This is a genomic window from Streptomyces lienomycini (genome assembly GCF_027947595.1).
In the GTDB taxonomy this organism is placed as follows: Bacteria; Actinomycetota; Actinomycetes; order Streptomycetales; family Streptomycetaceae; genus Streptomyces; species Streptomyces lienomycini.
In genome coordinates, this window is record NZ_CP116257.1 from 2103517 (window position 1) to 2123543 (window position 20027).

The 20027-nt window shown below is 73.4% G+C and carries 19 protein-coding genes; 11 read left to right on the forward strand and 8 right to left on the reverse strand.

Going from position 1 to position 20027, the window contains the following annotated elements; translation table 11 throughout:
* The first annotated feature begins 37 nt into the window (after positions 1-37).
* The 5 genes from BJ961_RS09670 (at position 38) to BJ961_RS09690 (ending at position 6268) form a co-directional block, all read left to right on the forward strand.
* Positions 38-277 (forward strand): hypothetical protein, encoded by a 240-nt coding sequence (locus BJ961_RS09670; RefSeq protein WP_271320901.1) that lies wholly within the window; start codon positions 38-40, stop codon positions 275-277.
* A gap of 140 nt (positions 278-417) precedes the next feature.
* Complete coding sequence (locus BJ961_RS09675; protein ID WP_271320902.1) at positions 418-2307, forward strand: aKG-HExxH-type peptide beta-hydroxylase; 1890 nt, start codon at positions 418-420, stop codon at positions 2305-2307.
* A 74-nt stretch (positions 2308-2381) separates the two neighbouring features.
* Complete coding sequence (locus tag BJ961_RS09680) at positions 2382-3605, forward strand: arginine deiminase (protein WP_271320903.1); 1224 nt, start codon at positions 2382-2384, stop codon at positions 3603-3605.
* A 96-nt stretch (positions 3606-3701) separates the two neighbouring features.
* On the forward strand, positions 3702-4709 hold the full coding sequence (gene argF, locus BJ961_RS09685; protein WP_271320904.1) for an ornithine carbamoyltransferase: 1008 nt from the start codon (positions 3702-3704) through the stop codon (positions 4707-4709).
* Positions 4710-4828: 119 nt separating this feature from the next.
* On the forward strand, positions 4829-6268 hold the full coding sequence (locus tag BJ961_RS09690) for an amino acid permease (protein ID WP_271320905.1): 1440 nt from the start codon (positions 4829-4831) through the stop codon (positions 6266-6268).
* Here BJ961_RS09690 and BJ961_RS09695 read toward each other — a convergent pair.
* Complete coding sequence (locus tag BJ961_RS09695) at positions 6228-6665, reverse strand: ATP-binding protein (protein WP_271320906.1); 438 nt, start codon at positions 6663-6665, stop codon at positions 6228-6230. The genes BJ961_RS09690 and BJ961_RS09695 overlap by 41 nt on opposite strands.
* A gap of 175 nt (positions 6666-6840) precedes the next feature.
* On the opposite strand from BJ961_RS09695, the gene BJ961_RS09700 reads away from it, so the two are divergent.
* Both BJ961_RS09700 and BJ961_RS09705 read left to right on the forward strand, forming a co-directional pair.
* The gene (locus BJ961_RS09700) at positions 6841-7668 is read left to right on the forward strand and encodes an enoyl-CoA hydratase family protein (protein ID WP_271320907.1); all 828 of its coding nucleotides are present in this window, start codon (positions 6841-6843) and stop codon (positions 7666-7668) included.
* Between the two features lie 4 nt (positions 7669-7672).
* The gene (locus tag BJ961_RS09705) at positions 7673-10054 is read left to right on the forward strand and encodes a bifunctional salicylyl-CoA 5-hydroxylase/oxidoreductase (protein WP_271320908.1); all 2382 of its coding nucleotides are present in this window, start codon (positions 7673-7675) and stop codon (positions 10052-10054) included.
* Here the strand turns inward: BJ961_RS09705 and BJ961_RS09710 are convergent.
* The 3 genes from BJ961_RS09710 to BJ961_RS09720 all read right to left on the reverse strand — a co-directional run bounded on the left by BJ961_RS09710 (position 10042) and on the right by BJ961_RS09720 (position 13541).
* Positions 10042-10932: a sulfotransferase family protein gene (locus BJ961_RS09710; RefSeq protein ID WP_271320909.1), complete on the reverse strand. Its 891-nt coding sequence runs from the start codon at positions 10930-10932 to the stop codon at positions 10042-10044. The genes BJ961_RS09705 and BJ961_RS09710 overlap by 13 nt on opposite strands.
* 86 nt (positions 10933-11018) lie before the next feature.
* Complete coding sequence (locus BJ961_RS09715; RefSeq protein ID WP_271320910.1) at positions 11019-11861, reverse strand: PaaX family transcriptional regulator; 843 nt, start codon at positions 11859-11861, stop codon at positions 11019-11021.
* A 15-nt stretch (positions 11862-11876) separates the two neighbouring features.
* Positions 11877-13541 carry an AMP-binding protein gene (locus BJ961_RS09720; protein ID WP_381157059.1) on the reverse strand — a complete coding sequence of 555 codons (1665 nt, stop codon included), beginning with the start codon at positions 13539-13541 and terminating at the stop codon, positions 11877-11879.
* A 128-nt stretch (positions 13542-13669) separates the two neighbouring features.
* On the opposite strand from BJ961_RS09720, the gene BJ961_RS09725 reads away from it, so the two are divergent.
* From BJ961_RS09725 to BJ961_RS09735, 3 genes are read left to right on the forward strand one after another with little or no spacing between them, the layout of a single operon-like run.
* Positions 13670-14836 carry an acyl-CoA dehydrogenase family protein gene (locus tag BJ961_RS09725; protein ID WP_271320911.1) on the forward strand — a complete coding sequence of 389 codons (1167 nt, stop codon included), beginning with the start codon at positions 13670-13672 and terminating at the stop codon, positions 14834-14836.
* Complete coding sequence (locus tag BJ961_RS09730; RefSeq protein ID WP_271320912.1) at positions 14833-15231, forward strand: RidA family protein; 399 nt, start codon at positions 14833-14835, stop codon at positions 15229-15231. Before BJ961_RS09725 ends, BJ961_RS09730 begins: the two co-directional genes overlap by 4 nt.
* Before the next feature lie 44 nt (positions 15232-15275).
* The gene (locus BJ961_RS09735) at positions 15276-16103 is read left to right on the forward strand and encodes an alpha/beta fold hydrolase (protein WP_271320913.1); all 828 of its coding nucleotides are present in this window, start codon (positions 15276-15278) and stop codon (positions 16101-16103) included.
* Positions 16104-16121: 18 nt separating this feature from the next.
* Here the strand turns inward: BJ961_RS09735 and BJ961_RS09740 are convergent, their stop codons facing one another.
* Positions 16122-16319, reverse strand: a complete 198-nt coding sequence (locus tag BJ961_RS09740; protein ID WP_271320914.1) for a DUF5999 family protein — start codon at positions 16317-16319, stop codon at positions 16122-16124.
* A 317-nt stretch (positions 16320-16636) separates the two neighbouring features.
* Here BJ961_RS09740 and BJ961_RS09745 point away from each other — a divergent pair, with 317 nt between their 5' ends.
* Entirely contained in the window at positions 16637-17098 is a 462-nt protein-coding gene (locus BJ961_RS09745; protein WP_271320915.1) for a DUF6299 family protein, read from the forward strand.
* A gap of 131 nt (positions 17099-17229) precedes the next feature.
* On the opposite strand, the gene BJ961_RS09750 is transcribed toward BJ961_RS09745, so the two are convergent.
* From BJ961_RS09750 to BJ961_RS09760, 3 genes are all read right to left on the reverse strand, one after another.
* On the reverse strand, positions 17230-18060 hold the full coding sequence (locus BJ961_RS09750) for a DUF2637 domain-containing protein (RefSeq protein WP_271320916.1): 831 nt from the start codon (positions 18058-18060) through the stop codon (positions 17230-17232).
* A gap of 421 nt (positions 18061-18481) precedes the next feature.
* Entirely contained in the window at positions 18482-19024 is a 543-nt protein-coding gene (locus tag BJ961_RS09755) for a hypothetical protein (RefSeq protein WP_271320917.1), read from the reverse strand.
* 160 nt (positions 19025-19184) lie between these two features.
* Positions 19185-19973 carry an OBAP family protein gene (locus BJ961_RS09760; RefSeq protein ID WP_271320918.1) on the reverse strand — a complete coding sequence of 263 codons (789 nt, stop codon included), beginning with the start codon at positions 19971-19973 and terminating at the stop codon, positions 19185-19187.
* Between the last annotated feature and the right edge of the window lie 54 nt (positions 19974-20027).

A 20027-nucleotide genomic window follows, 5' to 3' on the forward strand; every position in this document is an offset into this window, starting at 1 on the left:
AGGCATCGAGTGCCATCGTGCGAGAAGGGGGAGCATCTTGGACCAGCCGCCCGCTCTGCGCCATGCCGAAGCCGCGACCCGCGCACAGTCGGCCACCCCGGGGCGCGCCGACGTCTGGGAGTCGGACCTGGCGGACGTCGCGGCGCTGCCCCTGACCGCCGTGGACGGTCTCGCACCGCTGCGCCCCACCGCCCGCCTGCTGGAGGAGGTCCTGCGGGCCAGGGGCAGCATCAGAGGCGGCGGCGAGGGCGGTGGCGGCGGCGCCCGGGCCGAGTAGCCGCCGCCCGCACCCGACGACGAAGCCGCACTTCCCGTCCGCCACCGCGGTACCGCCCGGGCCCGCCGACGACGGAACCCGACGAGACCGAGTGCCCGCCGGGGGCTCCCGCACGCCGTCCCGACCGGAGGTCCCCGCCCATGACCAGTGAGCCGCGTCCCGCCCCGTTCCGCGTACCGGACCGGCTCTTCGCGGAACTGGCCGCCGGAGGCGGTTCCGCGGAGGCCGTGGTCTTCCTGGAGCGCGGCGAACGGGCGCGGCGGCTGCTCCTGCTGCGGACGCTGCTGGACCGGCTGGCGGAGCTGCCCACGCCGCTGACGCCGGTCGCGGACGTCTGGGAGGTGTTCAAGGACGCCGCCGCACAAAACCCCGAGGGGGTCGACGGATTGCTGCTCGCGCCGACCACCGGTGCCTGGATAGCCCATATGCTGCGCCGGGTGCACGGCACCGCGACTGGGCCGCCGCTGTGGGCCGAGGCCGGGCGGCTGAACGTCCTGGCCCTCACCGCCGCAGTGCGCGCCGGTACGGAGACGGTGCTCACGGTCCCGCTCACCGGCCGCGGCCTGCACCTGCCGGGGCTGGGCCTCCTCCGCCTCCCCTCCGCGCCCGGCCCGTCCGTCGCTCGCGCCACCACGCGGTCGGGCGAACTCACTGTCTCGGGCCCCCCGGCCCGAGGCCGGTCCCTTCGACCCGTGACGTGCCGGCCGGTTTCCGTGCCGGTGGGCGGCCCGGATACATGCGGCCCGGGAAGCGGATCCGGCGCCGAGGCGTTGGCGCGGTCCGGGAGGCCGGGGCCGAATCCTGGCGGCGAACCCGAGGCGGCGACCGGTTCCGCTGCGACGGACGGTTCCGGTGCGGAGGGGGTGTCGGCGGGCGAGCGGCGGCTCGACGGGCCCGCGGACGCACGGCACGCCGTCCCGCGCGCGAGCACCTCGGTCGGCACGGGCGCCTGGCTCCCGCTCCGCACCCTCACCCACACCACCCCCACCGGCCCCGTCGCCATCCCCCTCGAGGACCTCGACCCCTACCGCGACCTCGACGACCCGGTCCCGCCCGCCCGGCTCGACGCCGAGGAGGCGGCCGAGTGGCAGCGGGTGTTCGACGGTGCCGTCGCCGTGCTCGCCGCGACCGGCACCGACCAGGGCCCGGGGCGGCTCGACCCGGCGCTGATACGCGCCGTCGTGCCCTACGGGCGCACCGCCGCCACCCCGCCCGCCGCACCGGCCGTCGCCGTCTCCGCGTCCAGCGGCGACGCCTTCGGCGCCATGGTGATCTCCCGCCCCGGATCCGCGCTCGCCCTCGCGGAGACCCTCGTGCACGAGTTCCAGCACAGCAAGCTCGCCGCACTGCTCCACCTCTTCCCCCTCCTCGACGACGACCGCGAGGAGCGCTACTACGCCCCCTGGCGTGCCGACCCCCGCCACCTCACCGGGCTGCTGCACGGCGCGTACGCCTTCACCGGCGTCGCGGGCTTCTGGCGGGACCGGCTGGCCGAACCGGCGTACGCCGAGGCCGCCGCCTACCACTTCGCGCTGCGCCGGCTGCAGTGCCGGCTGGTCGTGCGCACCCTGCTGACCAGCACCCGGCTCACCGCGCCCGGGCGCCGGCTGGTCGAGGGCCTCGCCCGGACGCTGGACGGCTGGCTGCGCGTGCCCGTCGACCCGGTCGCCCTGCGCCGGGCCCGCACGGCCGCCGCCCTGCACCGCGCCCAGTGGCGGCTGCGCAACGTCGCCACACCCCCCGCCCCGGACGGCACCCTCCGCTTCCGCCCCGACCGGGGCTTCTGGCCCGACACCCGCACCCACGTCTTCGCCGTCCGCCCCGCCGTTCCCCGTACCGCCGACGAGTACCTGGCCGTCGGCGACCCGGCCACCGCCCTGAACGGCTACGCCGAGGACCTGGCGCGGGATCCGGCCGACCCGCACGCGCTCTCGGGCTGGATCGTCGCCCGCGCGGCCCTGGACCCGGGCCACGCCACCCGGCGCGTCCTGGCCCGCCCGGAGCTGCACCGTCCGCGGCCCGGCGGCTGACAGGCGACGGACCACAGGAGACGGGCCCGCACGAACGGGGGGTGAACACCCGCCCGAGTGGTCAGGATGGAGACATGGGATTCCACGTCGACTCCGAAGCCGGGCGGCTCACCCGCGTCATCCTGCACCGGCCGGATCTCGAGCTCAAAAGGCTCACCCCCAGCAACAAGGACGCCCTTCTCTTCGACGACGTGCTGTGGGTGCGCCGGGCGCGCGCCGAGCACGACGGGTTCGCCGACGTGCTCCGCGACCGCGGGGTGGCGGTGCACCTCTTCGGCGACCTGCTCACCGAGACCCTGGACGTCCCCGCCGCCCGGCGGCTCGTCCTGGACCGGGTCTTCGACGAGAAGGAGTACGGAGTGCTGGCCACGGACCACCTCCGGGCCGCCTTCGAGACGCTGCCCGCCCACGAACTGGCCGAGTGGCTGGTCGGCGGCATGACCAAGCGGGAGTTCCTGGACGCTCACCCGGAGCCGACCTCGGTGCGCTTCCACGCCATGGAGCTGGACGACTTCCTGCTCGGGCCGCTGCCCAACCACCTCTTCACCCGGGACACCTCGGCCTGGATCTACGACGGCGTCTCCATCAACGCCATGCGCTGGCCCGCCCGGCAGCGCGAGACGGTCCACTTCGAGGCGATCTACCGGCACCACCCGCTCTTCCGCGACGCGACGTTCCCCCTCTGGTCCGAGGGGCAGGCCGACTACCCCTCCACCATCGAGGGCGGCGACGTCCTCGTCATCGGCAACGGCGCCGTGCTCATCGGCATGAGCGAGCGCACCACGCCCCAGGCCGTCGAGATGCTCGCCCACAAGCTGTTCGCCGCCGGGTCCGCCCGGACCATCGTGGCCCTGGACATGCCGAAGCGGCGGGCCTTCATGCACCTGGACACGGTGATGACGATGGTCGACGGCGACACCTTCACCCAGTACGCCGGGCTCGGCATGCTCCGCTCGTACACCATCGAGCCGGGCGCGGGGGAGAAGGACCTGAAGGTCACCGACCACCCGCCCGAGCACATGCACCGCGCCATGGCCGCCGCCCTCGGGCTCGGCGAGATCCGGGTCTTGACCGCGACCCAGGACGTCCACGCGGCCGAGCGCGAGCAGTGGGACGACGGCTGCAACGTCCTGGCCGTCGAGCCGGGCGTCGTCGTCGCCTACGAACGCAACGCCACCACCAACACCCACCTGCGCAAACAGGGCATCGAGGTGATAGAGATCCCGGGCAGCGAACTGGGCCGCGGCCGGGGCGGGCCGCGCTGCATGAGCTGCCCGGTGGAGCGGGGGCCCGTATAGCGGGAGTCCGTCGGGGGACTCGCCCTGTATAGAAATTCAGAAGTTCGTATAGACTTCCAGGAGTCAGTCCCCGACCTGCACCTCTGGAGCGCCCCCATGGCGACAGTCCCGACCGCCCTCGCCGGCCGCCACTTCCTCAAGGAGCTGGATTTCACCGAGGAGGAGTTCCGCGGCCTGGTCGAGCTGGCCGCGGAGCTGAAGGCCGCGAAGAAGGCCGGGACGGAGAAGCGGTACCTCCAGGGCAGGAACATCGCGCTGATCTTCGAGAAGACCTCGACGCGTACCCGCTGCGCGTTCGAGGTCGCCGCCGCCGACCAGGGCGCCTCGACCACGTACCTCGACCCGTCCGGATCGCAGATCGGCCACAAGGAGTCCGTGAAGGACACCGCGCGCGTCCTCGGCCGCATGTTCGACGGCATCGAGTACCGGGGCGACAGCCAGGGCAAGGTCGAGGAGCTGGCGGCCTTCGCGGGCGTCCCCGTCTACAACGGCCTGACCGACGACTGGCACCCCACGCAGATGCTCGCCGACGTGCTCACGATGACCGAGCACGGCGACCGCCCCCTGCGGGACACCAGCTTCGCCTACCTCGGCGACGCCCGCTTCAACATGGGCAACTCCTACCTGGTGACCGGGGCGCTGCTCGGCATGGACGTGCGCATCGTCGCCCCGAAGCAGTACTGGCCCGCCCAGGAGGTCGTCGACCGCGCCCACGGGCTCGCCGAGACCAGCGGGGCACGCGTCACCCTCACCGAGGACGTCGCCGAGGGCGTGCGCGGCGCCGGGTTCGTCGTCACCGACGTCTGGGTCTCCATGGGCGAGCCCAAGGACGTCTGGGCGGAGCGGATCAAGGCCCTCGCGCCCTACGCCGTCACCATGGACGTCCTGCGCGCCACCGGCAACCCGGACGTCAAGTTCCTGCACTGCCTGCCCGCCTTCCACGACCTGGGCACCAAGGTCGGCCAGGAGATCTTCGAGGCACACGGTCTGGACTCCCTGGAGGTCACGGACGAGGTCTTCGAGTCGCCGCACTCGGTCGTCTTCGACGAGGCGGAGAACCGCCTGCACACCATCAAGGCGGTCCTGGTCGCCACGCTGGCCTGACCGGACGGCCCCGCCGGGCCCGTTATCCTGACCGGCGGCAGCGGAGCCACCCCTTCCGCCGCCGCCGACCGCGACCACCGTCGCGCCCCCCGCACCACCAGAAACGAGCACCACCCGCCATGCCCGCCTCCCGCGTCAAGTCCCCCCACCTCCTCGTCGCCGAATCCGGCGCGGACCGCGAAGGCCACGGTCTCAAGCGCACCATGGGGCTGTTCCAGCTCGTCTGCTTCGGCGTCGGGGCGATCGTCGGCACCGGCATCTTCGTCGGCCTGTCCGACTCCGTCGCCGAGGCCGGCCCGGCCGTGGTCGTCTCCTTCGTCCTCGCCGCGATCACCTGCGTGTTCACCGCGTTCTCCTTCGCCGAGCTGGGCGGCGCCATCCCGGTCTCCGGCTCCTCGTACTCCTTCGCCTACGCCGGTCTCGGCGAGCGGACCGCGTTCCTCGTCGGCTGGTGCCTGCTCCTGGAGTACGGCGTGTCCGTCTCGGCGGTCGCGGTCGGCTGGAGCCAGTACGTCAACGAACTGCTCGACAGCGTCCTCGGCCTCCGGCTGCCCCAGGCGCTCTCCGCGGGCCCCGGCGAAGGCGGCGCCGTCAACCTGCCCGCGGTGATCGTCATCGCCCTGGCCTGCGTGCTGCTGGTGCGCGGCGTGCGGGAGAGCGCCCGCGCCACGGCCGCCATGGCCGTCCTCAAGCTGGCCGTCCTGCTCGCCTTCTGCGCCATCGGCTTCTACGCCTTCGAGGACGGCAACCTCACGCCCTTCTCACCGGCCGGCCTCGGCGGCATCGGCGCCGGCACCACCGCCGCCTTCTTCTCGTACATCGGCTTCGACGCGATCACCACGGCCGGCGAGGAGGCCAAGAACCCGCGCCGGGACATCCCCGTCGCGATCCTGGTCTGCATCGGCCTGGTCACCCTGCTCTACTGCGCGGTCGCCCTCGCCGCGACCGGCGCCGTCGGCGGCGACGCGGTCGGCGACCGGCCCGCCGCGCTCTCCTACGTCGTCGACCGGGTCACCGGCTCCGCGATCGGCGGCGGCGTGGTCGCCTTCGGCGCGGTCGTCGCCATCGCCTCGGTGGTGCTCGCCGTGATGTACGGCCAGACCCGCATCCTGATGTCGATGTCCCGGGACGGCCTGATCCCCCGGGTCTTCGAGAAGGTCTCCCCGCGCACCGCGACCCCCGTCGCCGGCACCCTGATCGTCGGCGTGGTCTTCGCCGTCCCCGCCGCCTTCGCCCCGCTCGACGCGGTGGTCAACCTGTGCACCATCGGCACCCTCGCCACCATGGCCGCCGTCAACGTCTCGGTGATCACCCTGCGGCGCCGCGAACCGGGCCTCGCCCGCACCTTCCGCGTGCCGCTCTACCCGGTGACACCGCTGCTCGGGGTCGGCTTCTGCCTCTACCTGATGTACGAGACGGGCGGCGGGACCTGGCTCCAGTTCGCGGTGTTCCTCGCGGTGGGCCTGCTGGTGTACGCCGCCTACGGGCGCCGCCACTCCCGCCTCGCGGGAAGCGCGGTCACCGCGGACGACGCTGAGCGGGCACCGCGGGGAGCCTGAACCAGACCGCCTTGCCCGACCCCGTGGGCCGGTGACCGCAGGACGAGCTGAGGGCGCGGATCAGAAGCAGACCGCGCCCGTCCTCGCGCCACGGGTCGGGCGGCTCCACCCCCGGGCGGGTGAGGTCGGCGGGCGGCACCGGGTCCGGGTCGTGGACCTCGACCTGGCAGCCGGTCGGCAGCAGCTCCACCACCAGCTCGATCGGCGTCTCGCCCGAGGTGTGCTCCACGGCGTTGGCGACCAGCTCCGCCGTCAGCAGCTCCGCGGTGTCGCCGTCGGCCGTGTGCTTCAGCTCGGCCAGGGCCCTGCGCACCAGGGCACGGGCCACCGGCACCGCCGCGGCGGAGTGCGGCAGCGCGATGCGCCAGGAGGCGGGTACGGGGAAGTGATCGTGCACGGCGGGTCCGTTTCGTGGAGCAGGGTGTCCTGTCCTGCTTTCAACCTTATGAATGGTACGGCGCCGCCCGGCAGAGCCGTTGGACGGGCACGGTCCGGGACCTTCGGCCCTCGACACCGTCGATCTGTCGCGCACTCGTGACGACAGTCACAGAACGGTGATAACTTCGAGTGTCATGAGTCCCTTCACCGGCTCCGCCGCCCCCACCCCCGACTGGCGGCACCTGCGTGTCGAGATCACCGACGGCGTCGCCACCGTCACCCTCGCCCGCCCCGACAAGCTCAACGCCCTCACCTTCGAGGCCTACGCCGACCTGCGCGACCTGCTCGCCGAACTGTCCCGCGGGCGCTCCGTACGAGCGCTGGTGCTGGCGGGCGAGGGGCGCGGCTTCTGCTCAGGCGGCGACGTGGACGAGATCATCGGCGCGACCCTGTCCATGGACACCGCCCGGCTGCTGGACTTCAACCGGATGACGGGCCAGGTGGTGCGGGCGGTACGCGAGTGCCCGTTCCCGGTGATCGCCGCGCTGCACGGGGTCGCCGCCGGGGCGGGCGCGGTCCTCGCGCTGGCCGCCGATTTCCGCGTCGCCGACCCGTCCGCCCGCTTCGCCTTCCTCTTCACCCGCGTCGGCCTCTCCGGCGGCGACATGGGCGCCGCCTACCTGCTGCCCCGCGTCGTCGGCCTCGGCCACGCCACCCGCCTGCTGATGCTCGGCGACCCGGTGCGCGCCCCCGAGGCCGAGCGCATCGGCCTGATCAGCGAACTGACCGAGGAGGGCCGTGCCGACGAGGCCGCCCACACCCTGGCCCACCGCCTCGCCGACGGCCCGGCCCTCGCGCACGCCCAGACCAAGGCCCTGCTCACGGCCGAGCTGGACATGCCGCTGGCGGCCGCGGTGGAACTGGACGCGTCGACCCAGGCCCTGCTGATGACGGGGGAGGACTACGCCGAGTTCCACGCGTCCTTCACGGAGAAACGCCCCCCGAAGTGGCAAGGGAGGTAAGGGGATGGTCTCGTCCCAGGGAAGTCCGGTCGGCCCAGGGGCGCGGGGAACTGCGCGAACAACCACAACAAACCCGCACTCGCCGGCGCAGACAAGCCACCCCCTGCACGCGGCGATCGTCGGCGGAGGCCCCGGCGGCCTCTACACCGCCGCCCTCCTCAAACGCCTCGCCCCCGACCGCGAGGTCACCGTCTACGAACGAGGCGCCCCCGACGACACCTTCGGCTTCGGCGTAGTCCTCTCCGACGAGACCCTCGGCGGCATCGAACACGCCGACCCCGTCGTCCATGAGGCCCTGAAGGCGCACTTCGTCCGCTGGGACGACATCGACATCGTCCACCGCGGCACCCGCCACACCTCCGGAGGACACCGCTTCGCCGCCCTCGGCCGCCGCCGCCTCCTCGACATCCTGCACGACCGCTGCCGCGACCTCGGCGTGGACCTGCGCCCGCGCACCGAGGCGCCGCCCCCGGACGAGCTCGCCCGCACCCACGACCTCGTCGTCGCCGCCGACGGCGTGCACAGCGCCACCCGCGAGCGCTACCGCGACGTCTTCCGGCCCCACCTCACCTCCCACCGCTGCCGCTACATCTGGCTCGCCGCCGACTTCGCCTTCGACGCCTTCCGCTTCGAGATCGCCGAGACCGAGCACGGCGTGATGCAGCTGCACGGCTACCCCTTTGCACCGGACGCCTCCACCGTCATCGTCGAGATGCGCGAGGAGGTCTGGCGGGCCGCCGGGTTCGACGAACTGGGCGAGACCGAGTCCACCGTCCGCTGCGCCGAGATCTTCGCCGAAGCGCTCCGCGGCCGCCCGCTGCGGTCCAACAAGTCGGCGTGGACCACCTTCCGCACGGTCGTCAACGAACGCTGGTCGCACGGCAACACCGTCCTGCTCGGCGACGCCGCCCACACCGCCCACTTCTCCATCGGCTCCGGCACCAAGCTCGCCGTGGAGGACGCCCTCGCGCTCGCCGCCTGCCTGGAGGAACACCCCACCCTCCAGGCGGCGTTGAGCGCGTACGAGGAGGAGCGGCGCCCCGTCGTCGCCTCCACACAGCGGGCGGCCAAGGCCAGCCTGGAGTGGTTCGAGGACCTGGACCGCTACCTCGGCCAGCCGCCCCGCCAGTTCGCGTTCAACCTGCTCACCCGCAGCCGCCGGGTCACCCACGGGAACCTGCGGCTGCGCGACGCGGGCTTCACGGACTCCGTCGAGCGCGAGTTCGGCTGCCCACCGGGCACGCCCCCGATGTTCACCCCCCTCCGGCTGCGGGGCCTGACCCTGCGCAACCGCGTCGTCGTCTCCCCGATGGACATGTACTCCGCCACCGACGGCGTCCCCGGCGACGTCCACCTGGTCCACCTGGGCGCCAGGGCGCTGGGCGGTGCCGCGCTGGTGATGACCGAGATGGTGTGCGTCAGCGCGGAGGGCCGCATCACCCCGGGCTGCACCGGCCTCTACACCGGCCGGCAGGGCGAGGCGTGGCGTCGGATCACGGACTTCGTGCACGACAGCGCGCCCGGCACCGCGATCGGCGTGCAGCTCGGCCACAGCGGGCGCAAGGGCTCGACCCGGCTGATGTGGGAGGGCATGGACGAACCACTGCCCGAGGGCAACTGGCCCCTCGTGGCACCCTCCCCACTGCCGTACCGGCCCGGCAGCCAGACCCCGCGCGAGCTGACCCGAGCACAACTGACCGACGTGCGACGGCGGTTCAGGGACGCCGCTGCACGGGCCGCCGGGGCCGGTTTCGACCTGCTCGAACTGCACTGCGCCCACGGCTATCTGCTCTCCGGCTTCCTCTCCCCGCTCACCAACCACCGCACCGACGCCTACGGCGGCTCACCGCACAACCGGCTGCGCTTCCCCCTGGAGGTCTTCGACGCCGTACGCGAGGTGTGGCCGGACGAACGGCCCATGACCGTACGGGTCTCCGCCACCGACTGGGCCGAGGGGGGCACCGGCGCCGAGGAGGCGGTGGACATCGCCCGCGCCTTCGCCGCGCACGGCGCCGACGCCGTCGACGTGTCCACGGGCCAGGTCGTCGCCGACGAACGGCCGGAGTTCGGACGGTCGTACCAGGCACCGTACGCGGACCGCATCCGGCACGAGGCGGGCGTCCCGGTGATCGCCGTCGGCGCGATCTCCTCCTGGGACGACGTCAACTCGCTCGTCCTGGCCGGACGCGCCGACCTGTGCGCCCTCGCCCGTCCGCACCTGTACGACCCGCACTGGACGCTGCACGCCGCCGCCGAGCAGGGCTACGACGGCCCGGGTGCCGTCTGGCCGGCGCCGTACCGCGCGGGCAGCCGCCCGCCGCGCACCGGACGCACCGACGACCCCAAGCCGAGGCTCACGCCGCACGGCCGACGTCAGGACGGGTAGCCCCAGGCCCCGCACATCGCGCGCAGCCGCTCGGGAACCTCCTGGGCGCCGGGCAGCGAGCGCCCCGGCTGCACGGTGCCGGTGCGGATGTTCTCGCGCCAGTCGCCCAGGCCCCTGACCAGGTCGGCGTCGCTCTTCCTGCCGTAGTTCAGCATGGCCGGCGCGTAGTCGACGCCGAGGAACGCGCACAGGCGCCGCATCTCGCGCCCGGGATCCTCGGTGATGTCCTCGTAGCGCACGCAGAAGCCGTCGGAGTCCGCCGCGCGGGCCTCCTCGACGGCCGTCATGTAGCGCAGCACATCCGTGACGGCCGTGTCGTACGGGCGCTTGACGGGGTCCGTCTCGTGCCAGGAGCGGGCGATCGACTCGGGGTGGCGCAGCAGGAACACGAAGCGCGCGTCGGGCCAGCAGTCCTTGAGACGCTGGTGCATGTACACGTTGGCCGGTGTCTTCTCCACCACGAAGTCCTTGCCGGATCTGACGAGTTCGCGGTGCAGGACACGGTCCCACAGCAGGTGCTCCAGGTCGCCGCGCCGCAGGTCGAGAGCGCCCATGGCCCGCTCGGAGAACCAGTTGGCGCAGGTGACCTCCAACTTGCCGATGTGCAGTTCGTGCGGGGCGTGCAGCCGTGGGTGGGCGCCCAGCATCATGCGCAGCAGGGTGGAGCCGGAACGGATGGAGGAGATGATGAACACGGGCCGCCGCAGCAGCCGGTCGGTCGGCAGTTCCCCGGCCGACGGACATCGGTACGCGGCCTCCCGCCGCGCCGCGGGATCCGCGGCGGCGGACTCCCTGCCCGGTGCCGCCCGGGGCGCTCTCCGTACCTGGAGGCCGGTGGTGGCGGCGAGGGCCCGGTTCACTCTGCGCGCGAGACTCATGCCTCCGCACGGTAGGCGGCGAACCTGAGAAGAGGGTCTGAGGAGGCTGAGGGTTCCCTGACCCCGGGAAGTGTGACGTGACTCACTCACCTGGGTGGTGGGGTCCCTCCCAGAGCCGCGTACCGCGCGCCCGCGTCCCGCAGGCGCTCGTGCAGGGCCCGGAAGACGGCCGCCGAGCGCGTGCCGGGCCAGCCCCCGGGCAGCAGCCGGGCGGGCAGACCCGGGTCGGCGTAGGGCAGGTGGCGCCAGGAGTCCAGGGCGAGGAGATAGTCGCGGTAGGCCGCCTCGGGCGGGGTGTCGGCCCGGGCCTCCCAGTGGCGCAGCACGCGCGCGTGCCGGTCGAGGAACGCCTCGTGCTCCTTGGCGATCGCCGCCAGGTCCCACCAGCGCCCCGCCGCCTCCGCGGTCGGCGTGAAGCCCAGGTGCTCACCGCGGAAGAAGTCCACATAGGAGTCCAGGCCCAGGCGGCCCAGCGCGTGCCGGGCCTCCTCGTACAGCCGGGCCGGGGCGATCCAGACCCCGGGGGCCGCGGTGCCGAAGCCGAGGCCGGCCAGGCGGGAGCGCAGGACGTGCCGCTTCTGCCGCTGCGACTCGGGCACGGAGAACACGGCGAGCACCCAGCCCTCGTCGCCGTGGGGTGCGGTGGCGTAGACGCGCCGGTCCCCGTCGTCCAGCAGCTCGCGTGCCTCGTCCGACAGTCCGTAACCGGCCGCGCCCTGGGCCGTACGGGCGGGCAGCAGCAGTCCGCGCCGCTTCAGCCGGGACACCGACGAGCGCACGGAGGGCGCGTCCACCCCGACCGCGGCCAGCAGCCGGATCAGCTCGGCGACGGGCACCGGGCCCGGCGCGAAGCGACCGTAGGCGCCGTAGAACGTGACGATCAGGGACCTCGGGGTGTGCTGCGCGTGCTGGTCGGACACATTGATCATCTTATGTCGTCGGCCTCACGCCCGGTCGCCCCGGGGATCCGGAAGCGAGCCCGGACCGCCCTCCGGCGAGGGGAGCAGCCGGTAGCGCTGGAGCTTGCCGGTCGCCGTGCGGGGCAGCGCGTCCAGGAAGACGATCTCGCGCGGGCACTTGTACGGCGCCAGCTCCGACCGCAGGAAGTCGCGCAGCGCGTCGGCGTCCCGCCCGGCCCCCTCCCGCAGCACCGCGTACGCCACCACGACCTGCCCCCGGCTCTGGTCGGGCCGGCCCACCACCGCCGCCTCCACCACGTCCGGATGCCGCAACAGCGCGTCCTCCACCTCCGGCCCCGCGATGTTGTACCCGGCCGAGATGATCATGTCGTCGGCGCGTGCCACGTACCGGAAGTATCCGTCGGGCTCGCGGACGTAGGTGTCCCCGGTGACGTTCCAGCCGTCGCGCACGTACTCCCGCTGACGCGGATCGGCGAGATAACGGCACCCCACCGGCCCGCGCACCGCCAGCAGGCCCGGCTCCCCGTCGGGCACGGGCACCCCGTACCCGTCCTGCACGCGCGCGTGCCACCCCGGCACCGGAACGCCCGTCGTACCGGGCCTGATGTCGTCGTCGGCCGCGGAGACGAAGATGTGCAGCAGCTCGGTGGCGCCGATGCCGTTGATGATCCGCAGGCCGGTGCGCTCGTGCCAGGCCCGCCAGGTGGCCGCGGGCAGGTTCTCGCCCGCCGAGACGAGGCGCCTGAGGCTGCTCACGTCGTACGCGTCCAGCTCGTCGAGCATCGCGCGGTACGCCGTCGGCGCGGTGAACAGCACCGACACCCGGTGCTCGGCGACGGCCGGCAACAGCTGCCTGGGGCCCGCCTGTTCGAGCAGCAGGGCGCTCGCCCCGGCCCGCAGCGGAAAGACCACGAGACCGCCGAGCCCGAAGGTGAAGCCGAGCGGCGGGCTGCCCGCGAAGAGATCGTCGGGGCGCGGCCTCAGCACGTGCGCGGAGAAGGTGTCGGCGATCGCCAGCACGTCACGGTGGAAGTGCATGCAGCCCTTCGGGCGCCCGGTGGTCCCGGAGGTGAACGCGATCAGCGCCACGTCGTCGGCGGCGGTGCCGACGGCCTCGAAGGGCGTGCCGGGAGCCGCACCGTCGCCCGCCCGGTGCAGCAGGTCCTCCGGCGCGTCCCCGCCGTACGTCGTGATCCGCAGGCCGGGGACCTCGGCCTCGGCGAGGTGGTCGACGGACCGGACGTCGCACAGGGCGTGCCGCACCCGGGCGATCTCGCAGATCGCGCGCAGTTCGTGCGGGCGCTGCTGGGCCAGCACCGTGACGGCCACCGCGCCCGCCTTCAGCACCGCCAGCCAGCACGCGGCCAGCCACGGGGTGGTGGGCCCCCGCAGCAGCACCCTGTTCCCGGGGACGACGCCGAGGCCGCCGGTGAGCAGGTGGGCGATCCGGTCGACGCGGGCCCGCAGCCCGCCGTAGGTCCAGGTGTCCCCGGACCCGGTGCGGAAGGCCGGACGGTCGTCGGGCGGGCCGGCGAGCAGCTCGGCGGCGCAGTTCAGCCGCGCCGGGTAGCGCAGCTCCGGCAGGTCGAGGAGGAGCTCCGGCCACTGGTCCGGGGGCGGGAGGTGCTCGCGCGCGAAGGTGTCGACGTGGGCGGAGCCGTGCGGTTCCGCGTGGCGCGCGTCGGCCATGGCGGTTCGCCCCCTTTGTCGTGGTGGGCTCGCGCAACGAGCGTATCGTGTCGGTGACGGCAGTCAACGGGGCGCGATAGCCTCGGCGGTGACCCGGCGGGACAGGGGAGCAGGGGAAGGGACCGGCGATGACCGCATTCTCGCTCGAACCGGCACAACTCGCCTGGCGCGACGAGCTGCGCGCCCTCGCCGCCGAACGGCTGCGCCCGCTCGCGGACAGGGGCGAGCCGGGCCGGGTCAACCGCGCCCTGCTCGCCGAACTCGGCGCCCTCGGTCTGCCGGCCCGCCTGTTCACCTCGGGCGCCCTCGACCTGTGCCTGATGCGGGAGTCTCTCGCCCACGCCTGCACGGAGGCCGAGACCGCCCTCGCCCTCCAGGGCCTCGGCGCCCACCCGGTGCACGCCCACGGCACCGAGTCCCAGCGCGCCCGCTGGCTCCCCCGCGTCGGCGACGGCACCGCGGTGGCCGCCTTCGCCCTCTCCGAGCCCGACGCGGGCTCGGACGCGGCGGCCCTGTCCCTGCGGGCGGAACCGGACGCGGGCGGGGGACCGGGCCCGGGTTGGCGGCTGACCGGCGAGAAGTGCTGGATCTCCAACGCTCCCGAGGCCGACGTCTACACCGTGTTCGCCCGCACCACCCCCGGCGCCGGCGCCCGCGGCGTCACCGCCTTCCTCGTGCCCGCCGACCGCCCCGGCCTCACCGGCACCCCGCTCGACATGCTCTCGCCGCACCCCATCGGCGCCCTCGCCTTCGACGCCGTGCCCGTCACCGCGGACGACGTGCTCGGCGAGCCGGACCACGGCTTCCGGGTGGCCATGGACACCCTCAACCTGTTCCGCCCCAGCGTCGGCGCCTTCGCCGTCGGCATGGCGCAGGCCGCCCTGGACGCGACCCTCGCGCACACCACCGCCCGTGACGCCTTCGGCGGCAAGCTGCGCGACCTCCAAACCGTCTCCCACCAGGTCGCCGAGATGGCGCTGCGCACGGAGGCGGCCCGCCTGATGGTGTACGCGGCGGCGACGGCGTACGACGCGGGCGCCCCGGACGTCCCGAAGCGCGCCGCGATGGCGAAACTCCTCGCCACCGAGACCGCCCAGTACGTCGTCGACCGCGCCGTCCAACTGCACGGCGCCCGCGCCCTGCGCCGCGGCCACCTCCTCGAACACCTCTACCGCGAGGTGCGCGCCCCCCGCGTCTACGAGGGCGCCAGCGAGGTCCAGCGCGGCATCATCGCCAAGGAGCTGTACCGGACGCACCGCACCCAGCACGCCACGACCGAGGAGGCCGGAGCATGACCGCCCAACGGGTGAACCCGCCCGCACTCTCCCCGCCCACCGGCTTCTCCCACGCCGTCGTCGCCACCGGCACCCGCGTCGTCTTCCTGGCCGGCCAGACCGCCCTCGACACCGACGGCAGGATCACCGGCGACACCCTCGCCGCCCAGTTCGAGCAGGCCCTCACCAACCTCCTCACCGCCCTGCGCGCCGCCGGCGGCACCCCGGCCGACCTCGCCCGCGTCACCGTCTACGCCACCGACGTCGCCGCCTACCGTACCCACGCCGCCGACCTCGGCCGCACCTGGCGCGACCTGGCCGGCCGCGACTACCCGGCGATGGCGGTCGTGCAGGTCGTACGCCTGTGGGACGAACGGGCGTTGGTGGAACTCGACGGGTTCGCCGTACTGCCGTAGCCGCCGTACTGCCGCAGCGGGTCCGCGGCCTCTACCATTCCGGCATGCCGGACATCGAACTGAGCGCGGGAACCATCGAGTACGAGGACACCGGCGGCCAGGGCCCGGTCGTCGTCCTCCTCCACGGTCTCGTCCACGACCGGACCGTCTGGCGCGAGGTCGTCGCCGACCTGCGTACCGACCACCGCGTCGTCGCCCCGACCCTGCCCTACGGCGCCCACCGCCACCCCATGCGCCGGCCCCCGACACCCGACCTCGTCAACGAACTGATCGCCGAGTTCCTCGACCGCCTCGACCTCACCGACGTCACCCTGGTCGAGAACGACTGCGGACGCGCCCAGACGGTGGCCGCCCGGCACCCGGAGCGCCTCGCGCGGCTGGTGCTCGTCGCGTGCGAGGCGTTCGACAACTACCCGCCGGGCCTGCCCGGAAAGCTGATCGGCGTCGCCTGCCGGACACCCGGTGGCGTGCCCCTGCTGGTCCGCACCCTGGGCCTCAAGGCCCTGCGACGCCTCCCCGTCGGCATCGGCGCCCTCACCAAGCGGCCCGTCCCGGACACGGTCGTCGACGGCTGGCTGCGCCCGCTGCGCACCGACCCGGCGATCCGTCGCGACTTCCGGTACTACAACACGCACGTCCGCCGCGACGAACTCATCGAGGCCGCCCGGGGATTGCGGACGTTCGACCGGCCCGCGCTCGTGGTCTGGGCGACCGAGGACCTGATGATGCCCCGCGCCCACGGGCGACGCCTGGCCGAACTCCTCCCGAAGGGGCGGCTGGTGGAGGTCGAGGACGCCAGGACGCTGGTCCCCGAGGACCAGCCGGAGCTGCTCGCCTCGCTGCTGCGGGAGTTCATCGCCGAGAAGGACTGATCGCCCCCGGCGGCCGGATCACGCAGCCATCGCCACCGGCCCGCCCGGCATCCGGTGCGGGGCGACGACCCGGCCGCCCGGCCGCAGCTCGCCGGTGTCGTCGAAGACGATGGTGCCGTCGCACAGCAGGCTCCACCCCTGCTCCGGGTGGCCGACGACGATGTGCGCGGGGGCGGGGGACTCGGCTGCGGGGCAGGAAGACCGGTGGGTACACATGGCGCACCTCCACGTCGGGAGACCGTCCCGTCGTCGGGACCGTCGCGTGTACCGACCGTGCGCCCGCCGGGAAGCCGTCGCCAAGACCCTGGCGGCAGGCGTGACAACACCCGGACAAGCCGGCGACGGTTCCACGACGACCGAGACAACCGAGACAGACGACCGAGGCAACCGAGGCAACCGAGACGACCGAGACGACCGAGACGACCGAGACAACCGACGCGGACTCGCCACCGAAGGAGTGACGGTCACTGCCGCCCGCCCCTCTGCCCGGTACCAGTGGAACCCCTCGTTCCGACCTGACCGGGAGAATCCCCATGCGCGTACGATCCGCCGCCCTCGCCACGGCCGCCGGCGCCGCCCTGCTCCTGCCCGTCGCCCCCGCCGCCACGGCAGGACCCGCCACCCCCGCCGCACCCCACGACGCCCGCCTCGTCGCGGAGTCGGTGACCGTCGACCCGGTCGGCCGCATCGCCGCCGACGGAAGCATCACCCTCTCCGGCACCTACCGCTGCACCGGCGGCACCGGCCCGGTCTTCGTCAGCTCCACCGTGAGCCAGAGCGACCAGTCCGCGCGGTACGGCGTCGGCGGCACCCGCGCGGTCTGCGACGGACTGGAGCACCGCTGGGTCAACACCGGCACCCCCGACACGGTCGTCCTCAAGCCCGGCGCGGCCCACGTCGAGGCCACCCTCATGGAGCTGCGCCCCATGGGCATCGTGCCGCTCCCGAGCTTCCACGCCCGGCACGCTCAGGACGTGACGCTGACGGCGTCCTGACCCCTCCCGGCGGTCTCCGTCGCCCACCTCGGACCGAGACCGCCGACGACTTCCGCATTCCCTTTCCGCCTAACCTCCGGAAGGAATGGAAGCGTATTCCGCCCGTGTTCTTCCGTACCTGGTCGGGTCGTTTACCGGGGGCCCGCGCCGGGTCGCGGTGAACGCACGGCATTCCGCCGCTGCTGCGGAAGGGACACCGCGTCGGACGCCGCCCCGCCCGACGGCTCGTCACCCGGCGTGACCGCGAGGCGCTGCCGATGGCGCGGCACCGCCCGCCGGGGCGGACGGGTGAGCGTGATCTGCCGGATGACCTGCTGGAAGCAGACCAGCGAGGCCAGACCGGGCAGCGCCGCCGCCGCACCGTCGCTGAGCGTTCTGGGCGCCTCGGCGATGCACAGCAGCATCGCGATGGCCGAGAACAGCAGGACGACGGCCCAGGAGTGCACCGCGCGGCGCTGGTGCAGCGCGGCCCGCAACACCGCCAGCGAGGCCACCAGCCAGGGCCCGTAGACCAGCAGCGGCCACCAGGACACGACGCTGCCGCGGGTGCGCGTCACGGCGGCCAGACGCAACGGCTCGTAGGCCACCATGCCGCCGAACAGGCTCACCGAGGCCGCGATGACCGCGGCGAGCGCGGCGACGAACAGGCTCGCCGCCCGCAGCCGGCTCACCTTCCTGCGGACCCTGCGGTGACTCGTCGGGGACTCCCTCAACGGGGGCAGCTCCGCCGTGATCTCCTGCAGATTGCTCAACGGGGTGCCCGGGGCGGGCGCGAGCGCCGAGGCGTCCGTCACGGGCGGGGCCGGGGCCTGCTGCTCCATCGCGTCCTGCAGCAGGAACGCGAGCTCCTCGGCCGGGTCCCAACCGGGTTCGGGCGGGACCAGGGTCTCCTGAAAGAACCCCTCGGGCGCCCGGTGCCGACCGGTGCCCGTGGGGTGGAGCAGTCCTTCGCCGTAGGGCATGTGGGGATGAGTGTGTTCCTCGTACACGACGGGCCGGTCACTCCGTCCGGCTGTACGCCAGGGAGCCCTGCGCGCGCCCCCACCGCTCGGCGAGGCCGGACTCCAACTCGGTCATGACGTCCAGGAAGCGTTGCAGAACGGGCTCGGTCACACGGAGAGGGACGAGGTGCCCGCCTCTGGTCAGAGTTCCGCCGCTCGGTGACGGACAGTGATATCTGCCGGGCCTGTAGGTGTACGGGCCAAGCGCCGTCAATTCCCCGTGTTCCTCGGTCATATCCGAAGTAACGTCTGCCTAGTCCGTCGGATGCGCGGCAGTCGAGTGAACGATTTCTGCGATACTTACGCAATCCAGAATTCACACCGGCTCGCCCATGTCGTTGTACGAAAAGCGTCCAAGGGCGCGCGATCGGGCGATCGCCGGTCAGACGGGGCGGCCCCCGGCCTGGTCCCTGGGGGCGTAGCCGAGGGACGCGCGGTCGATGAGACGGTCACCGAGTTCGCGCACGGGGGCGGGCTTCGGCGTCCGCACGGCCTTCCTGGCCGGGACCTGCTTCGCGGTCGGCTTCGAAGCGGCCTTCTTGCCGCCACCGCCCGTACGCTTGACCGGCGTTCCCTTCGCCTGCCGGGCGGCCCTCGCGGCCGGCGTGTCCCGTGCCGCGTACTTCTTGCGGAGCGCCGAGAGCTGCTCGCGCTCCTGGACGACCACGTCGGCGGGCAGGGCGTTGGCGACGGCCCGGGCCCGGCTGAGCGCGTAGCGTGCCGCGTTCCAGTTCTTCCTGTTGATCGCCGCGCGGGCCAGGCCGAGGGCCTGGTGCAGCGCCTTGATCTTCGCGGGCTGCCGCCTGGGTACGGGAACCTCGGCCCCACTGGCACGCCGCTGCCCGGCGGCACGGGTGCCCCAGTCCGTACCCGAGGTCAGGACGACGGTCGAACGGGGGTTGCTGCTCTGACTTCGACGTACCACGTGCCGCTGGTTCCTTGGATGCCGCCGGGGAGCCCGGACCGACCAGGCCGAACCACCGGACACGGTGGGCGATGACCTGGCGATATTACGTTCCCGTGCGCCGACGGGGAAGAGGTGCCTCGGCGCCGCCCCTGCCCGACGGGGTGACGCGCCGCGACGGTCAGCGCCTGAGGTCCGTCTCCTCGACGCGGGTCTGTACCGTCCGGCCGCTCTCCCAGCCATTCGCGCCCGGTGCCACCTCCGGCATGGGGATGTCCGCCCGGTTCTCCCGCTTGCCCGACGTCGAGAGGCCGAGCCGGTCGTCCCGGGCCCGGATCATCTCGTCCGACGCCTGCCCGTCCTCGGTGAAGCCCATCATGAGCTGGGGGATGCCGTACGGGAAGTCGTCGCGGTCGTACTGCCACGTGTGGAACGTCTTCCCGTACGTGGTCACGAGATCCTCGAAGTAGGTGTGCTCGGCCAGGTCGGGGATGCCGGGGGCGGTGAGGATGCCCGACTTGACCTCGTAGTGGTGGCTGTGCCAGAGCCGCTTCTCGTCCTCCGGCAGACCGCGGAAGCGTTCCTCGCTGATGATGTACTCGATGCCGATCAGCCGGGCGTCGGGCGCGTTGCGGTCGAAGATGACGCACTGGTGCAGGTCGTGCTGGAGGTGGATGCAGAAGTGCGTGGCCTCCACCTGCCGGCCCATGTCGTCGGCGTACATGTGGAAGCCGTTGAGGTACGTGCTCATCGCCTCCAGCGGGTACTTCCGCTGCATGGCCCCGGCCGCCAGGTCCAGCGCGCGGTGCTTGAGCGGGTGCCCCTTGCCGATCCTGCCGACCGTGGCCGCCTTCCGGCCGAACAGCAGGCCGGCCGCGGCCGTGATACCCGCCGCGGTACCGATGCCGATACTCGCGGCCGCCCCTCGGCCGGAGCCGCGCGAGCGGTGCGTGCCCTGTGTGAGTGCCATGGGCGGCGAGTCCCCTGGACCGGGCCCCTGTAACGGTCCGCCCGGAAGACGATC

What these genes read in the sequence shown, in the direction of transcription:
- BJ961_RS09730 (WP_271320912.1), top strand. Translation starts at nt 14,833, where the DNA reads ATGACCGCCCAACGGGTGAACCCGCCCGCACTCTCCCCGCCCACCGGC.
- BJ961_RS09740 (WP_271320914.1), bottom strand. Translation starts at nt 16,319, where the DNA reads ATGTGTACCCACCGGTCTTCCTGCCCCGCAGCCGAGTCCCCCGCCCCC.
- BJ961_RS09750 (WP_271320916.1), bottom strand. Translation starts at nt 18,060, where the DNA reads ATGCCCTACGGCGAAGGACTGCTCCACCCCACGGGCACCGGTCGGCAC.
- BJ961_RS09700 (WP_271320907.1), top strand. Translation starts at nt 6,841, where the DNA reads ATGAGTCCCTTCACCGGCTCCGCCGCCCCCACCCCCGACTGGCGGCAC.
- BJ961_RS09720 (WP_381157059.1), bottom strand. Translation starts at nt 13,541, where the DNA reads ATGGCCGACGCGCGCCACGCGGAACCGCACGGCTCCGCCCACGTCGAC.
- BJ961_RS09705 (WP_271320908.1), top strand. Translation starts at nt 7,673, where the DNA reads ATGGTCTCGTCCCAGGGAAGTCCGGTCGGCCCAGGGGCGCGGGGAACT.
- BJ961_RS09690 (WP_271320905.1), top strand. Translation starts at nt 4,829, where the DNA reads ATGCCCGCCTCCCGCGTCAAGTCCCCCCACCTCCTCGTCGCCGAATCC.
- BJ961_RS09715 (WP_271320910.1), bottom strand. Translation starts at nt 11,861, where the DNA reads ATGATCAATGTGTCCGACCAGCACGCGCAGCACACCCCGAGGTCCCTG.
- BJ961_RS09735 (WP_271320913.1), top strand. Translation starts at nt 15,276, where the DNA reads ATGCCGGACATCGAACTGAGCGCGGGAACCATCGAGTACGAGGACACC.
- argF (WP_271320904.1), top strand. Translation starts at nt 3,702, where the DNA reads ATGGCGACAGTCCCGACCGCCCTCGCCGGCCGCCACTTCCTCAAGGAG.
- BJ961_RS09710 (WP_271320909.1), bottom strand. Translation starts at nt 10,932, where the DNA reads ATGAGTCTCGCGCGCAGAGTGAACCGGGCCCTCGCCGCCACCACCGGC.
- BJ961_RS09725 (WP_271320911.1), top strand. Translation starts at nt 13,670, where the DNA reads ATGACCGCATTCTCGCTCGAACCGGCACAACTCGCCTGGCGCGACGAG.
- BJ961_RS09760 (WP_271320918.1), bottom strand. Translation starts at nt 19,973, where the DNA reads ATGGCACTCACACAGGGCACGCACCGCTCGCGCGGCTCCGGCCGAGGG.
- BJ961_RS09675 (WP_271320902.1), top strand. Translation starts at nt 418, where the DNA reads ATGACCAGTGAGCCGCGTCCCGCCCCGTTCCGCGTACCGGACCGGCTC.
- BJ961_RS09745 (WP_271320915.1), top strand. Translation starts at nt 16,637, where the DNA reads ATGCGCGTACGATCCGCCGCCCTCGCCACGGCCGCCGGCGCCGCCCTG.
- BJ961_RS09680 (WP_271320903.1), top strand. Translation starts at nt 2,382, where the DNA reads ATGGGATTCCACGTCGACTCCGAAGCCGGGCGGCTCACCCGCGTCATC.